This is a genomic window from Paenibacillus sp. Soil750 (genome assembly GCF_001428045.1).
GTDB classification, from domain to species: domain Bacteria; phylum Bacillota; class Bacilli; order Paenibacillales; family NBRC-103111; genus Paenibacillus_E; species Paenibacillus_E allorhizoplanae.
This window is the reverse complement of record NZ_LMSD01000001.1, coordinates 188,954-204,596: the sequence shown is the minus strand read 5'-3', so window position 1 is coordinate 204,596 and position 15,643 is coordinate 188,954. Positions and strand designations below refer to the sequence as shown.

At 43.6% G+C, this 15,643-nt stretch carries 16 protein-coding genes; 2 read left to right on the top strand and 14 right to left on the bottom strand.

Annotated elements, in window-relative coordinates; all coding sequences use genetic code 11:
- Positions 1-18 precede the first annotated feature (18 nt).
- The 11 genes from ASL11_RS00920 to ASL11_RS00875 form a co-directional block, all read right to left on the bottom strand.
- Complete coding sequence (locus tag ASL11_RS00920) at positions 19-2,199, bottom strand: Tex family protein (RefSeq protein WP_442953017.1); 2,181 nt, start codon at positions 2,197-2,199, stop codon at positions 19-21.
- Positions 2,200-2,373: 174 nt separating this feature from the next.
- Positions 2,374-2,724, bottom strand: a complete 351-nt coding sequence (locus ASL11_RS00915) for a type II toxin-antitoxin system PemK/MazF family toxin (protein WP_028553893.1) — start codon at positions 2,722-2,724, stop codon at positions 2,374-2,376.
- A 3-nt stretch (positions 2,725-2,727) separates the two neighbouring features.
- Positions 2,728-3,009, bottom strand: coding sequence for a CopG family ribbon-helix-helix protein (locus tag ASL11_RS00910; RefSeq protein WP_028553892.1), 282 nt, complete (start codon positions 3,007-3,009; stop codon positions 2,728-2,730).
- A 215-nt stretch (positions 3,010-3,224) separates the two neighbouring features.
- Entirely contained in the window at positions 3,225-4,415 is a 1,191-nt protein-coding gene (alr, locus tag ASL11_RS00905; RefSeq protein ID WP_056608640.1) for an alanine racemase, read from the bottom strand.
- A gap of 23 nt (positions 4,416-4,438) precedes the next feature.
- A complete protein-coding gene (locus ASL11_RS37290) occupies positions 4,439-5,764 on the bottom strand; it encodes a YecA family protein (protein WP_056608637.1) in 1,326 nt (441 codons plus the stop codon).
- A 175-nt stretch (positions 5,765-5,939) separates the two neighbouring features.
- Positions 5,940-7,121: a LolA family protein gene (locus ASL11_RS00895; protein ID WP_056608634.1), complete on the bottom strand. Its 1,182-nt coding sequence runs from the start codon at positions 7,119-7,121 to the stop codon at positions 5,940-5,942.
- A gap of 168 nt (positions 7,122-7,289) precedes the next feature.
- Positions 7,290-7,595 (bottom strand): hypothetical protein, encoded by a 306-nt coding sequence (locus ASL11_RS00890; RefSeq protein WP_056608630.1) that lies wholly within the window; start codon positions 7,593-7,595, stop codon positions 7,290-7,292.
- A gap of 102 nt (positions 7,596-7,697) precedes the next feature.
- Positions 7,698-8,243, bottom strand: a complete 546-nt coding sequence (rfbC, locus tag ASL11_RS00885) for a dTDP-4-dehydrorhamnose 3,5-epimerase (protein ID WP_056608627.1) — start codon at positions 8,241-8,243, stop codon at positions 7,698-7,700.
- Between the two features lie 167 nt (positions 8,244-8,410).
- On the bottom strand, positions 8,411-8,536 hold the full coding sequence (locus ASL11_RS37805) for a hypothetical protein (RefSeq protein WP_268796177.1): 126 nt from the start codon (positions 8,534-8,536) through the stop codon (positions 8,411-8,413).
- Between the two features lie 86 nt (positions 8,537-8,622).
- Positions 8,623-10,029, bottom strand: coding sequence for an undecaprenyl-phosphate glucose phosphotransferase (locus ASL11_RS00880; protein ID WP_056608625.1), 1,407 nt, complete (start codon positions 10,027-10,029; stop codon positions 8,623-8,625).
- Positions 10,030-10,035: 6 nt separating this feature from the next.
- Positions 10,036-10,902, bottom strand: coding sequence for a glycosyltransferase family 2 protein (locus ASL11_RS00875; protein WP_056608622.1), 867 nt, complete (start codon positions 10,900-10,902; stop codon positions 10,036-10,038).
- A 136-nt stretch (positions 10,903-11,038) separates the two neighbouring features.
- On the opposite strand from ASL11_RS00875, the gene ASL11_RS00870 reads away from it, so the two are divergent.
- Both ASL11_RS00870 and ASL11_RS00865 read left to right on the top strand, forming a co-directional pair.
- Positions 11,039-11,827, top strand: a complete 789-nt coding sequence (locus tag ASL11_RS00870) for a class I SAM-dependent methyltransferase (protein WP_056608619.1) — start codon at positions 11,039-11,041, stop codon at positions 11,825-11,827.
- 313 nt (positions 11,828-12,140) lie between these two features.
- On the top strand, positions 12,141-12,962 hold the full coding sequence (locus ASL11_RS00865) for a class I SAM-dependent methyltransferase (protein WP_056608616.1): 822 nt from the start codon (positions 12,141-12,143) through the stop codon (positions 12,960-12,962).
- A 56-nt stretch (positions 12,963-13,018) separates the two neighbouring features.
- Here the strand turns inward: ASL11_RS00865 and ASL11_RS00860 are convergent, their stop codons facing one another.
- From ASL11_RS00860 to rfbB, 3 genes are read right to left on the bottom strand one after another with little or no spacing between them, the layout of a single operon-like run.
- Positions 13,019-13,771, bottom strand: a complete 753-nt coding sequence (locus tag ASL11_RS00860) for a hypothetical protein (RefSeq protein ID WP_056608613.1) — start codon at positions 13,769-13,771, stop codon at positions 13,019-13,021.
- 1 nt (position 13,772) lies between these two features.
- Complete coding sequence (gene rfbD, locus ASL11_RS00855; RefSeq protein ID WP_056608609.1) at positions 13,773-14,615, bottom strand: dTDP-4-dehydrorhamnose reductase; 843 nt, start codon at positions 14,613-14,615, stop codon at positions 13,773-13,775.
- Positions 14,612-15,634, bottom strand: a complete 1,023-nt coding sequence (rfbB, locus tag ASL11_RS00850) for a dTDP-glucose 4,6-dehydratase (RefSeq protein WP_056608606.1) — start codon at positions 15,632-15,634, stop codon at positions 14,612-14,614. Before rfbB ends, rfbD begins: the two co-directional genes overlap by 4 nt.
- Positions 15,635-15,643: the final 9 nt, after the last annotated feature.

Sequence of the window (15,643 nt, the reverse complement as noted above, 5' to 3'; positions counted from 1 at the left end):
ACTGATTTCCTAAACCTGCTATTGCGGCTTCTTCATCGTTAAGCCTACGCGGCCTTTTTTCTGGTCCACATTGAGTACCCATACTTGGACGATGTCTCCAACAGAAACCACATCCATCGGATGTTTCACGAACCCGTTCTTCAGCTGGGAGATGTGCACCAGCCCATCGTTCTTAATGCCGATATCGACGAAGGCGCCGAAGTCGATCACGTTACGCACCGTGCCGGTCAATTCCATGCCCGGCACAAGGTCTTCCAGCTGCAGCACGTCTGTGCGGAAGATCGGCGCAGGGACTTCGTCCCGCGGATCCCGCCCAGGCCGCTGCAGGCTGTCTAGGATGTCCCGCATCGTCGGGACACCGACGCCAAGCTTAGGAGCCAGCTCCTCTGGCTCCAGCGTCTGCAGCAGCGCTAGCAGCTGCTGAGAGCCTAGCTGCGCAAGCTCGATGCGCAGCTCCTTGAACAACCGATCCACCACGTCGTAAGACTCCGGATGGATCGGGGTGTTGTCGAGCGGGTTCCGGCCGCCCGCAATCCGCATGAACCCGACACACTGCTCGAAGGATTTCGCACCAAGGCGAGGAACCTTCGACAGCTCCTGTCGGGAGCTGAACTTGCCATTCTCCTCGCGATACTTCACGATGTTCTTCGCAAGTGTCGCGTTGACCCCCGACACGTACGACAGCAAGGACGGGGACGCCGTGTTCAAGTCCACCCCGACATGGTTAACGGCCGATTCTACGACGGCCTTCAAGTTCTCGTCCAGACGTTTCTGCGAAACGTCATGCTGGTACTGACCGACGCCGATCGCTTTCGGCTCGATTTTCACAAGCTCTGCGAGCGGGTCCTGCAGCCTCCGCGCGATCGAAATCGCGCTGCGCTCGGCCACGTCGAGCTCTGGGAATTCCGTCTGCGCCAGCTTCGACGCGGAATACACGCTCGCCCCCGCTTCGCTGACGATCAAGTACTTGAGCTTCCGCTCTTTGATCTCACCGATCAGCTCCGCAACGAACTGCTCCGTTTCACGGGACGCCGTCCCATTCCCGATCACAATCAGCTCCACGCTGTATGTGCTGATCAACTGCTTGAACTTCGCCTTCGCTTCCGCCACCTTATTATTCGGTGGTGTTGGGTAGGTGACGGCGATTTCAAGCATTTTACCTGTGTCGTCTATGACGGCCAGCTTACAGCCTGTCCGGTAGGCCGGATCGACACCGAGCACCACATGGCCCTTAATCGGCGCTTGCAGCAGGAGGTTGCGCAGATTTTCCGCGAAAATCTTAATCGCCTGTTCTTCACCCGCTTCCGTCATTTCACCGCGCACCTCGCGCTCAACGGATGGTGCAAGCAGCCTTTTATATGCGTCTTCAACAATGTTACGCAGCACGTCTTTTACGACCGAATCGCCTCTCACGATTTGACGCAACATGTAGTCGTGAATTTTATCTGGTTGGACATCTAGTCCAACCTTCAGAATCTCTTCCCGCTCCCCGCGATTAATCGCGAGAATACGGTGAGGCGGCAGGCGCTTCACAGGCTCTTGATAGGCATAATACATCTCATAGACAGATTCTGCCTTCGCATCCTTAGCCTCTGTCCGCATAATGCCGTTATCCTGCGTGAATCGACGCACCCAGGCCCGTATTTTCGCATCATCTGCGATATTCTCCGCCAGGATATCCATCGCGCCTTGAATCGCCTCTGCAGCGCTACCAACCTGCTTGTCCGCGTTGATGTAACGCGAAGCTTCTTGCTCCAGCGAGCCTTGACGAGGCTGCTTCCAAATCCACGCAGCAAGCGGCTCCAACCCACGTTCCTTGGCAACGCTAGCTCTCGTTTTCCGCTTCTGGCGGTAAGGCCTGTAGAGATCCTCGATTTCCTGAAGCTTCACAGCTTTCTCAATCGATGTGCGCAGGTCGTCCGTGAGCTTGCCCTGCTCATCGATCAGACGAACAACCTCGATTTTGCGATCCTCGAGATTACGCAAATATTGCAAACGCTCCTCGATATCCCGCAGTTGATTCTCGTCAAGCTCACCGGTCATCTCTTTCCGGTATCGCGCGATAAACGGAATCGTATTGCCCTCATCCAACAGCTCCATCGTCGTCTTCACTTTTCCGGAAGGCAACTGTAGCTCAGCGGAGATTTGCTTCAGGATTCGTTCCTGAATCTCCGCTTTCTTCTCCGCAGGAATCTGTATCTTCGCCTTCGGTTCCTCAAACTCACTTGCTTTTGGTTTTCCTTCGTTCTCCGTTACTTGGCCATCCGTCTCCACATTTGCCACAGTCATACCTCTCTTCTATTAATCGTATGTATATGTATGTACAAACCAAAAAACGAGGGTACTATCTCCCTCGTCCGTTCCAGACCTTATTCAAAATTCTATCAGTCCCACACTAATTTGCAAAGCGTCGTCAACCTTTCGCATGGTTTCTTCATCCAAATGCGTAATTTTGTCCGTCAATCTTTGCTTGTCGATTGTTCTGATTTGCTCAAGCAGAATGACCGAATCTCGATCGAAACCGTGCGTCTCCGCGTCGATTTCCACATGCGTGGGAAGCTTTGCCTTTTGGATTTGAGCTGTAATCGCTGCAACAATCACAGTGGGGCTAAAGCGGTTGCCGATATCATTTTGGATCACTAGAACAGGACGGACTCCTCCCTGCTCCGATCCTACGACCGGCGAAAGATCTGCGAAAAATACATCGCCACGTTTCACAATCACGTCTTACACCCCGCTTACTAAGCGATCAAGCGTTCCGTCCGCTTCTTCCTCCGCTTGAAAAGCTTCAGATGCCATGCTGAGATTTATTTTCGCCATTTCCATATACCCACGCTGCATGGATTCGCGTAGACTGCGCTTTTTGCGTTCAATTAAATACAGCTTCATTGCCTGACGAATGAATTCACTCCGATTGGAGTTTTCCTTCTCAACAATTCCGTCCACTTCTTGCAACAGATTGTCAGGCAAGCTAATCATGATCCTTTTCGTATTATGCGCATTGCTCACACTCTCGCACCCCCAGAAACGATACAAAGACAATATTACCAGTATGTCATTCCAAAAACCAAATTATACAATAGAATATATGCCTCCGGTATATCAATTATGTTACACCTAAAGATATAAGATTGTTAATACATAGTATTCTATACCCTATTCTGAAAATCCTCTCCAATGCCTGCATAATTTACATGGTAAATTCATGAAGTTTTTTCCCCGTTCTAATAACGGTGCCGCATGAGAGGATTTAAAGCCTCAACCCGCTCCCCATTACGCACATACACGCGCGCAACACGGTGTGAAATCATACATATGATTTCATAATTGATCGTCCCAAGCTGATTGGCCACATCTTCCGCGGTAATTCGTTCTTCGCCTTGCTCACCGATGAGGACAACCTCATCAAGTGCACTTACATCAGGCACATCGGATACATTGATCATACATTGATCCATGCAGATTCTGCCGACGATTGGCACTCTTTTGCCACGAACCAGCACCTCTGCTTTACCTGAAAGCATACGGGAATATCCATCCGCGTAGCCGATCGGCAAGGTCCCGATTTGCTCATCACCCTTGGTGTGATAAATCGTTCCATAGCTAACACCTGAACCCGCAGGCAGCGTTTTGAGATGCACAATCCCTGTTTTGAGACTCAGGACTGGCTTTAGCTCAATTTTCGTTTGATCCACATCCTCAGAAGGATACAGGCCGTACATCGAAATCCCCAGACGCACCATCGAATAAGTCAACCCTGGCAAATCAATGGCTGCCGCGCTATTTCCCGCGTGAATATAAGGGAACGTTTCCCCTTTATCCGTAAAATAGCTCACGATCCGCTCAAACCTGCCGTATTGCTCCAGCGTATAGCTCTTATCGACTTCATCTGCGCTTGCGTAATGTGTAAAGAGACCTTCTACATCCACATTAGGCAGCAGTAATGCTTCCTCTATAAAGGGAATCGCATCTGCTTCCGTGTGCAAACCGAGTCTCCCCATGCCAGTATCTAATTTGATATGGATTTTCAATTTCTTCTGAGCCTTGTGCCCCTGCTTACGTCCTTGCTCACGCAGTGCTTCGAGTACGTCACGGCTGTACACCGCAATCGTTACATCCAGCTCTCGTGCTCGACTAATCCCCTCTGGAGGCGTGTAGCCGAGTACGAGAATAGGAGCAGTAATCCCTGCATTTCGGAGCTCCAGTGCTTCATCAAAGAACGCCACACCCAAATAATCCACACCCGCGGCGAGAACTTCTTTGGATACTTCTACAGCCCCGTGTCCGTAAGCATCCGCTTTTACGACTGCCATCTGCTTCATGCCTGCAGGCAGTACCTTCTGAAATTGTTCAATGTTGCTTCGCAGTGCATCTAACGATATTTCCACCCACGTGGGCCGATAAAAAGCATCCACCAGCGTTCACCTCTTCTATCCTGTTACAAACAACATTTTTTGTATTTCTTACCGCTGCCGCATGGGCATGGTTCGTTACGTCCGATTTTAGGTTCGGCAGCAATCACAGGTGTATGATTAAGCACATAGGCTGCCTCGTTGACGAAATAACGGAATACGCGGTTTCCAGGTTCTAGAACTGTCATAGTGACAGGTTTTCGCTCAAACCCATATTTCATCTCTGAATCTGGCAAGAATTGTGCCTGTATCACATCAAAACGAACTAATATAGTAGCTACTGCATGTAAAAACACATCAGCACTTGTATCCAGCAAAATACCGGATTGGCGATGCTTATCCCATTCTTTTTTCACATTGTGCGGGGGTCCTACTGGCCAGCTAGCTAACACACTTGCGATGGCTCTTCTCCAGGCTTGAATATCTTCTGGGCGACCACCTTCGTTCACTTCCTCGAGAATTCCCCAGTTTACTCGATTCCAAAGTGTATCCAAGAGTACAGCGGCTTGTTCCTGCTCTGTAAGCGCCAAGTAAAAGGCTAATTGCTTCGTATTTACCGTTAGTTGCGTTTCTTCTTCCGTCAGTCCTAACACTACCGCTGCATAGAAAAAGAATTGGTACACAGGCTCCTGGTCTTGATTCAATGTCGGTTTGCGGAAAAGCTGCAGGTCCAGCTGCTCATCGAACTCGCTCCAGAATTTCCGCGGCAAATGTTTGCGCGCAGCGGACAACTTGACGTTCTTTCCAGTCTGTACGGCCTCAAGAAAAGCTCTGAATTCCTGAACGATTTGTGGTACTGGTGTCCGCCCATCCATCCAAAGCTGAAGCAGCTTCTGGTCAACTACAAGTGGTTTCAGCTTTCGCTTGGAAGGAGGCGTATGCTCTTCAATGTATGCTTCTATATCATTCGAGTTCAGCCAACGTTCCAGCGCATAGTCATTATCTGCTTCCATGTACTGCTCGAAGCGCTCTTCGAAATAAGTTTTATGCTTACATACTTCATTCAATGAAGTGGACTGTTCTTTTGAAATTCTAGATGTCACCTGTAGGAATTGAATCCATTTTTTAAAAGAAGTCAAATAAGCACCGATATCGGATTCTTTTGTGCTAAGTACATGGCTGATTAAGAAACGGCCTGCAAAATCGACAATCGTTTCACCTTGTACATCTTCATAGCTGATTCCATAACGCACGAAATATTCGGTCATCACAAAGCCCATGCGATCCACATGTTTGCTAGCCGTTTCTTCCTTCAACTTTCCCTCATCATTCAGAAACGTTGCAAATGCCTTCGTCTCGTTTTCCCAGAACAGCTGCATCTCTTCCAAAGTCAAATTATCAATTGTATTCATCTTAAACACTCCAATTATCTATTCGCTCCAAAGTTGCATTATACCAAAAAAACGACCGTTCGTGGGAGTTGGTTAAATCTTCTTGTAAATTTTCTTCCGAATTCTCCTGTTATACATGAGAAAAAACCCTGCACCATAGGATGCAGAGCCTTTCTCTTTTTTAATAAAATCGAACTTATTTCCCGGACTGTCCATCCGTTGCCATTGCAACTTGAATCATTTCATTCACTGGCATATCGCCCGTAAACATCCGGAATTCAACACCATCGTTCGTCCAAGTCAGTGTTCTAGGCTCATCCTTCGAGCCATTCCCCGTCATCACACCAACCGTGAATCCGAGATCAACGATGTCTCCTGGTGGCAATGAAACCGATTTGGCTTGAGGTCTAACCTCAATCAAATTGAAGTTGTATTTCCCTTTATATCGTAAAAGTACAGCAGCATCCTCACCAAGCTTCATATCACTGATATCCTGCTTCACAACATCCTTCGGCAAGTAGTATGGCTCAACAATACCAATACTTTGTGCTTTGGCAGCTGCTGGCGCGGTTTTCGTCGCATCTGGTTTCGTCGTAGTACCCGTGGCTTTGGATTGATCGGATTGACCACCTGTCGCGGACAGGTTTTTGTCCGTTACCGATTTGTCCCCAGTTGCTGCCGGGTGATCCGCATCTGTAACCGCAACGTCAGCTGACGTAGGCATTGTTTGCTGTAAATTCCAACTAGTCATGTTGCGCTCCATTTGGAAATAGTCCTTATCGAACTTTGTATCGAATTCAAAATTCGTGAAATTCACTTGCACCAACACATTTTGATTCGCATCTGACACTTGTACTTGCGCAGGTGCGAGAGTTTTCTTATTCAGCCAGATTTTCTGGCGAGAAAGTTGCTCATTCTGGTAGTTCGCGGCGACATCGAAGACGTAAGCATCCTTGTCCGTCGTAAATTGACGGTCATTATCCGCAATGATGCTTTTCGCTAAAGATTGGAACAGATACACTTGACCTTGATTCTCTGGCCAATCGCTTTGGAAGCGGAAGCTCTTCTTCAAATGCGGCGTCAAGACAAACACGCCTTCTTCATTACGCAAAACGATTTGAGTAACATCCTTCGTAGCATTCGTCAGGGATATCCGATAGAAATGCTCAGGCGAGAACGCCACCTCAACCTGATACTCCTGCGGCTGCTGCCCTGTATTAAGAATCATGCTGCCTGATGCTTGATAGCTGCTCGACTTGCCCATCACATGATCCAAGTCCTTTACGATAGATCCTGCATCCTTTTTACCCATCCCGCATCCTGCGAGAACCAATGCTACGCACATTACCACTGCTACCATCCATGTGACCCGGCGCATTCGATCATCCCCTCACTCATGATTAACATCAACATAGTACATGCATATGAGGGGACTTGTTCGATTATGCAGACGAGTTGGGGCTTGGACGGAAAAGAGAATCACAGTCGGGTTCGATCGTATTTTAAATACCAAAAAGAGCAGAATTAGAATATTCTAATCCTGCTCTTATTTGACTAATTTTAAAGTTCGAATACTTGCCGCGTGTTCCATCATTGTCACAGCAATTCCGGCAATTTGCTCGCCTTGTTGAATTTGGACTTGTTTGACTTCTTTAAAAGAGTCCTCCATTGAGTTTAATCTGGAATCCATAGAGTCTAATCTAATATCCATTGAATCTAACCGATCTTCAACACGGCCCAGTCTTCTATCCATACTCTCAACTCGATCTTTAATCGCAGTTACATCTGCACCAATTTCATTGATTCTACCCAGCATTGCACTTAAAAACTCACGATCCGTCATCTCAGCCACGACATTCGCTCCTTGTCACAATCAGATTCCTTATCTCATTATAACTCAGATTGATATTAAAAAGTACCATCTTTCGACTTCCAAAATAGGACTTCAACTCCGTTAAAAATTAATCTCCGCATCCCTCAATACTGGGTGCTTTTCATCCTTCGTTGATAAAATCGGGGACGTCGTCGGCCAAGCTATGCAGATTGATGGATCATTCCACCGTATTCCTCGGTCATGCTGAGGTGAATAGTAAGCATCCACCTTGTATAGCACCTGCGTCTTCGGTTCTAATGTACAGAAGCCGTGTGCGAAGCCCTGCGGAACTAACAACTGCCGCTTATTGTCGGCGCTAAGAGTAACACCCACCCACTCACCAAAAGTCGGTGAGCTAGGACGAATATCTACAGCTACATCGAAGATCGAGCCCGCGACTACTCGCACTAACTTCGTTTGCGCATGTGGGTTCAATTGATAGTGCAGCCCGCGCAGCACGCCTACTTCTTCCGAAAGTGAATGATTATCTTGCACAAAATCTATCGTAACTCCTTGCATGGCTAGCTTTGCCTCATGATAGCTTTCCATAAAAAACCCCCGATGGTCCGCATGGACCTCAGGTTCAATAATCACAAGCCCAGCTAAAACAGTCGGCGTTATTTTCATACGTCCTCTCACCTCTTTAACTAACATATGCAAGAGGATCGTTGAAAGCCTCAGACAACCGTTTATAGGCAGGTGACCTAACCTTTATCGTTCTGGATCTAAGCAAGCGTAAAAAGGCCGCCAAGAGCTTTACAGCCCCAGCAGCCTTTTCCATGTATGAGATGCATTTACCATATATATACGATACCTGCAATTATACCTGCCCAAATCAGGGAACCGAAGACCACACCGACAATCAATCCCTTGCCGATCGACACATGTTCATCCTGATAAGCGTCTTCATGATCAATCATACCCATAACCTCCCCGCATACTCAGTATATGCAATAGTATGGGGAAAATGTTGGCGAATCATGCGGTCGTTTCAATTTTTTTTAGTTTAATAGGCATTTTTATTTATAAAGCCATTAACGACGGTTCTCCAAATAATCTTAATATCAAATAAAAAAGTCCAGTTTTCGATGTAAAAAATATCATGCTTAATCCGTTCCTCGATCGATGTATCGCCACGCAAGCCGTTGCTCTGCGCCCAACCTGTAATTCCAGGCCTAATGTGATGCTTCACCATATACTTCGGTACTTCTTCTTTAAATTGTTCCACGAAATAAGGACGCTCCGGCCTTGGCCCAACCACACTCATATGTCCAAATAGAACATTGAAAAACTGTGGAAGCTCGTCGAGACTCGTTTTACGCAAAAATGTACCAACCCTCGTTCGCCGCGGGTCATTCTCAACCGTCCACTCCGTATTCGAAACCATATCTCCAAGCACCTTCATACTGCGAAACTTGTACATCATAAAGCGTCTGCGGTTCAGGCCAACTCGCTCTTGCTTGAAAATGATGGGGCCTTCGGAGGTCAGTTTAATAGCTATAGCCGCCGCAAGCATAACAGGAGATGTAACTAGGATTGCTGCTGTTGCAAAAATGATATCAAATGCACGCTTGAACAATCTATTGCGGAATTCATCCAAAGGAATATCACGCACATTAATCAACGGCATATCCGCAAAATTATCAAAATATGGCCGCGATGGTAGGAAGTCATAAAAATCAGGGATAATCAGCGTTTTAACGCCAATTTTTTCACAAACATTAATAATACTACCGAACTTCTGATGGGCATCCAATGGAAGCGCAATAATGACCTCATCCACGATGCGATCATTTAGAATCGACTCCAACTCATCAATTTTCCCAATGATCGGCTTATAGCTCTGATAAGTAACCTCGTGTTTCTCTTGGTAATCATCGAGGAAGCCTACGACTTCGTAGCCTAGCTCTGGATGCTGTTTCAGCTTCGTATAAAACTTGCGGCCCAGTGAGCCTGCACCGAGGATGAGAATGAATTGTTTGTTATAGCCTTTTTGACGAGCGCGTTTGAGTGAGATCTTGATGAAATAGCGATAGGAACTTATGAGAAGGATGTTATTAACTAGGAAAAGTAATAGATACGAACGTGAAACGTCGACTTCTTTTAAGATAAAAAGCACACTTAGAAGCATTAGTAAGCTGAACGCATGTACTTGAATGATTTTTAAAACCTCGAAAGAAAATCGTTTTCTCCGCTTCGGCGTATAAAAATTCACCAAATAACTGATAAAAATCGCGATGATTGCGTAAGTAATACTCCACATCAGATAGTGTTTAAATGGTAGCGGCGAGCCATACGGAATCCAACCGCTTTTAAATTTCAACCACCATGAGAAGAGAAACACGAGCTGGATACATATGAAATCAGCCAAAGCGTATAGTTGAGTTAAAAAACCTTGACTCTGACGAATCAAACAGGATCACCTCGTTGGACGTAATTTATTTCGAGCTAGTGATAGGATGAACTTCACACCTACACCTATGTATACCATGGCATTCGTAAGCCAAGAATACTTTTTGCGATAGTGCTTATTATGGAATAAAATCATCGCTCTATGAAATTCATAAATAATCTTATACGGCTTTCTTCGACTGCTGGCCCCTTTATGATGAACAATCTGAGTTCTAGGGTAGTAATAATTCACCCAACCAGCTTCCTTAATTCTATAACACCAGTCAATATCCTCACCATACATAAAAAATTCCTCATCCAGCATACCGACCTGCGCTATCGTCTCGCGGCGTACAAGCATGAAAGCTCCAACTAGTGAATCGATGGGATATTGTTGGTCAGGATCTAAATAACCAAGCTGATATTGATTAAATCTGTGGATTTTCGGAAATAGCTTGGCAAACCCGAAGGCATAGTAGAAGGACGCTGAGGGCGTTGGGAAGCCACGCTTGCAGGCTTTATCGAGTGAACCGTCTGGTAGCACGATTTTGCAGCCGCTGGCCCCTACAATAGGGTTTTCGTCCATGAAAAGCAGCATTGTTTGGAAAGTGTCTTCTTGGACAATGGTATCAGAGTTCAGGAGCAAGACGTAACGGCCTTTGGCGATGCGAATACCTTGGTTGTTGGCTTTTGAGAAACCTACGTTCTCAGCATTGGTGACTGTGACTACTTGTGGGAACAGCTCATTCACAGAATGAATAGTGCCATCGTTAGATGCGTTATCGATAAGAATGATTTCGTAGCTGTATGATGTAGTTGACGAGAAAACCGATCCAATACAGGCTAGCGTTAGATCCTTCGTTTTGTAGTTCACGATGATAATGGATAAATCCAAGATATGACCTCATTTAATTGAATTTCAATAAGTTTATTATAGCATGTGCAGGCAACGTCGTAACAAATTAAAATTCTTTTTCAAGTTAGTTCCACTTAAAGTATACTTAATATAAACACAATTATGGAGGCACAACGTGATCGTATCTAATGAGTTATGTTATATATGTGGCAAAATTTCCGACTTCTCTATTGTTGACAATGCGACACTCCTTAGAGAAGCTATTTGCAAATACTGTAATGCGAGCTTCAGAAACTCGGATACAGCAAGAATAGTTATGAAAACTTCCATAGGAAAAGAATTACCGTTATCCCAGGGTATTGACTTCCTTATTGAGTCAAAAATAACTATTTTAGAAGCTCAAGCTTCAGGGCCAATCCCTAACTTACTAAAGCATCTGCCTACTTACACATGCTTCGAATATTGGGATGAATTAGAATCTGGCGATAATAAAAATGGTGTAATGAATAACAATTTTGAACAATTATCTTTTGAAGATAATTCATTCGATATCGTTATAAGTCAAGATGTGTTAGAACACATTGAAAACCCAAATAACGCTCTCGCTGAAATCAATCGAGTCTTGAAATTGAATGGTACTCATGTATTTACGATTCCGTTGCATGAAGCTTCAAAAACAAAATCGAGAAAAAATGCTAGACCCGTCTTTCATGGGGACCCATTAAAGGAAGGCGGGATTCTCGTACATACCGATTGGGGAACCGATATCCTTGATATAATTAATATCTTTGGCATGAGAACCCACCATATAAATTTACATACATTTTATGATTCAACCGAAATCACTGAGGTAGATAACAGCTACAATGACTATTTAGCTTCACCTTCACTACATTATTACCGATATAATTCCATCGTTTTTCACTCAAAGAAAATAAAAAATTGCGATCTACCCAAAAAATAATAAAGAATTACGATTATTACAATATGGTCCAAATGAAATTATTGAAGGTGCAACGTTCAACGAACAACCTTCTGGAGAAAGTGCAGTTTGGGCTATAGCTGAACATGCAAGCAAATCAACAATTATTAAAATAGACGATGTTGATCTATTTAGTTATTCTAACGATCAAGGAAATCTAGTAACTGCCATTATTCCTACATGGCTATACAAATTTGAAGGGGAACATCAATTATTCCTTTATGACCCGGTTTCAAAAAGGAAATCAAACTCTTTATCTTTTGTTGTAAAACCTTCTACGAACAGTGAATATACAATGGATAGTGACTATATTCATCATTTAAAACAAGAGAATTACAATTTATCTAAAGAACTGTACAACACAAAAATTAATCTAAAACCTGCATTTGATGGATGGGGAATGACAACAAACCATCAACTCCCTTGGAATGATAGCTTTAAATGGGGGACATTTCGTGAATCAAGTGTCGAAATAAAAAACGCCTTTAATTTTGGATTAAAAGCAGATATTGGTATAGACGCAAACAACATTGATAGCTTACTTTGGCGACACTGGATCGTTGTTTTTGCATTACATTATGCACTTGAATTTAAACAATCTGATGCCCAAATTAACTTAGTCGAATGTGGCGTGAGTGATGGAATGTCGGCATTTTTTGTATTAAAAGAAATGAGTCAAATGATATCTAAATCTTCAGAAATCCAATATCAAATGCACTTGTTTGATTCATGGGACAATTTATATTCAGAGGATCTAACAGAAAAGGAATTACATATCGAAGGTAGATATGCAAATAATTCTCTTGAGCGGGTTCAAAACAATCTTAGTGTATTTCAAAAAAAAGTAAAGTATCACGTAGGATATATTCCTTTTACTTTTACAGAATCTCTATCGAATATTTCATATTTATACATTGATTTGAACTCAGCGAATGCTACTCTCGAAACTTTAAGATATTTTTATCCATCCCTTTCTAAGGGCAGTGTAATCTTGTTTGATGATTACGGTTGGTCAGGATTTGAAGAAACTAAAGAGATAATAGATAAGTTCTTTTCCGATAAACCAGGTATTTTGCTGAAAATTCCTACTGGGCAGGCTATATACTTTTACAAATAACACTCTTGACGAACTCAATAATCATAAATAGTCCCTTAGTTAATTTAAGGTACCATTTACTCTACCAATCCTAAGTTAATTAAATGATTAAAAATCTGTTCAACTGCATGGTCTAGCTTGTGATCATCGAACTTTCTGCTTGCCGAGTATCCGCTGAAACTTTTATATCCGGGCAAGTAACCACTTTGTTCTCTCAGAGTTACTCCACTAAACTGCTTTGTACCAAACACACCGTCTAAAGAAATGGCTGTTCCAATATCTCTTTTCTCATCGGATTCTCTTCCCGTATACAACATATAGAAATATGGGACATTATAAACAACACTTGGTTCCCCTAATCCATTTTCATCAAATGAACCCTTCGAACCATCATCCATAATGGGATAAGCTCCTTTAACCCAATTTATGCCGTCCGTTGAATAGGCACCACCTAATCTTTGAACCTGCATTTCTTCCATGCCTAAGTAATACATGTATAAAATACCATTGTGTTCAATAACATAAGGATCAGCAACACCATTGGAATCCCATGAGTGTTTTTCTCCTACTGTGAGCACAGCAAATTCATTATAGTAAAATTTACTAAATCCTCTGATTGTGCCATCCCTATCGCTGAAGGAGTATTTGTAGCTCCTCCCCTGATAGAAATAAAGCGTTTTTCCATTAAAAACAATTGCAGAACCGTTTGCTGCAATATAAGTAGAATCCCAGCTATTCTGACTAACATCTAAAATAGGATTTTTTTCATATTTAGACCACTTTTGACCATTGACCCCGTACGACATAATTAATCTATTCTCACGATACACCTTAACCCTGATACTCCTTCAAGAAAGCCCTAAGCCCCTCCCGCCAAACACGTAAATCTTCAAAACCATTGGCAAGTATGGCTCCATGTTCCATGGATGAATTCCGTGGTCTTCGTGCAGGTCTAGGAAACTCTTCCGTTGTACAAGGCTCAACATGGATAGTAACGCCACTTTCTTCAAAAATGGCACACGCGAAATCATACCAGGTACAAACCCCTGAATTTGAAGCGTGGTAGACACCGTAGTGTTCCGTCTGAATCAATTGTTCAAGGAATGTTACGAGATCAACCGTATATGTTGGAGATCCCAACTGATCATTGACAACCTTCAAAGAATCACGTGTTTTTGCTAAATGAAGCATTGTTTTCACAAAATTTTGACCGTGCACACCATAGACCCAGGAAGTCCTTACAATAAAATGTTTGGATGATATGGCTTGAACATGTATTTCTCCAGCTTGCTTCGATTTCCCATATACACTTTGCGGGTTCGTAACGTCATCTTCTTTATAGGACCTCGTGGCTGTACCATCAAAAACATAATCCGTGCTAATATAGACGAATTTCGCACCAACTCGCTCAGCTGCAAGTGTAAGATATTTAGTTCCATCCCCATTAATTCGAAAGGCAATATCTTCATTCGTCTCTGCTAAATCTACAGCTGTGTAAGCAGCGCTATGGATAATTACATCTGGATTTATATCCGTTATTACCTGTAAACAATCTGCTTCATTCGTGATATCTAACTGATCTCTACTAAGACCATATATCTCATGTTTGGGTCCAAGAAGCTTTACAACATCTTGTCCAAGCTGCCCCTTTGCGCCAGTTACTACAATTTTCATGAACGATTACCTAATCTCGAACCGTATTGCTCGTTAAAATACTTTTGATATTCACCCGTTTGAATTCGTTTCCACCAGTCTTGATTGTCCAAATACCAACGAACTGTCTCATGAATACCAGTTTCAAAATTATGCTTCGGCTTCCAGCCCAACTCATTTGTGATTTTCGTGGCATCGATGGCATAACGACGGTCATGACCAGGTCGATCCTTCACAAATTTTATCAGGGATTCAGGCTTTCCAAGCGCTCCAAGAATTGTTTGAATGATTTGGATATTCGTTTTCTCGTTGTTTCCACCTATATTGTAGACCTCGCCGCTAATGCCACTATGTAAGACCAAATCAATCGCACTACAGTGATCCTCGACATATAGCCAATCTCTTATATTCAGACCATCTCCATAAACAGGTAGATCCTTATCGCCCAACGCGTTAGCAATCATTAGAGGAATTAGCTTTTCCGGGAACTGATAGGGACCGTAGTTATTGGAACAACGTGTAATATTAACATTGAGACCAAACGTCTCATGATATGCTCGAGCCAGTAGATCAGATCCTGCTTTACTTGCTGAATAAGGACTGTTTGCTGCCAATGGCGTTTCTTCTGTAAAAAGTCCTGTCTCCCCGAGTGAACCATACACTTCATCTGTCGAAACATGTACATATTTCTTAACCGCATATTTTCTGGCAGCATCAAGTAAAACTTGTGTACCCAAAACATTCGTTTTCACAAAAATGTCTGGCTCCAATATACTACGATCCACATGTGATTCCGCGGCGAAATGAACAACCGTTTCGATGCCTTGATCAAACAGATTGTTCACAAGCTCAGCATTCGCAATATCACCTTTAATGAAGGTATACTGACTATTCTCTTGGATAGATGTAAGGTTCTCTAAATTTCCTGCATATGTCAACGAATCTAGATTGATGATCTCATAACTCGGATAAAGATCAAGCATATAGTGAATGAAGTTGCTGCCAATAAAACCAGCACCGCCTGTTACAAGAATTTTCATGTATGTAGG

Bases quoted from the DNA above. Each gene is read 5' to 3' on its own strand.
- ASL11_RS37290 (WP_056608637.1), bottom strand. From the start codon at position 5,764: ATGAATACAATTGATAATTTGACTTTGGAAGAGATGCAGCTGTTCTGG.
- ASL11_RS00895 (WP_056608634.1), bottom strand. From the start codon at position 7,121: ATGCGCCGGGTCACATGGATGGTAGCAGTGGTAATGTGCGTAGCATTG.
- rfbC (WP_056608627.1), bottom strand. From the start codon at position 8,243: ATGAAAATAACGCCGACTGTTTTAGCTGGGCTTGTGATTATTGAACCT.
- ASL11_RS37805 (WP_268796177.1), bottom strand. From the start codon at position 8,536: ATGATTGATCATGAAGACGCTTATCAGGATGAACATGTGTCGATCGGC.
- ASL11_RS00865 (WP_056608616.1), top strand. From the start codon at position 12,141: ATGGATAGTGACTATATTCATCATTTAAAACAAGAGAATTACAATTTA.
- rfbD (WP_056608609.1), bottom strand. From the start codon at position 14,615: ATGAAAATTGTAGTAACTGGCGCAAAGGGGCAGCTTGGACAAGATGTT.
- rfbB (WP_056608606.1), bottom strand. From the start codon at position 15,634: ATGAAAATTCTTGTAACAGGCGGTGCTGGTTTTATTGGCAGCAACTTC.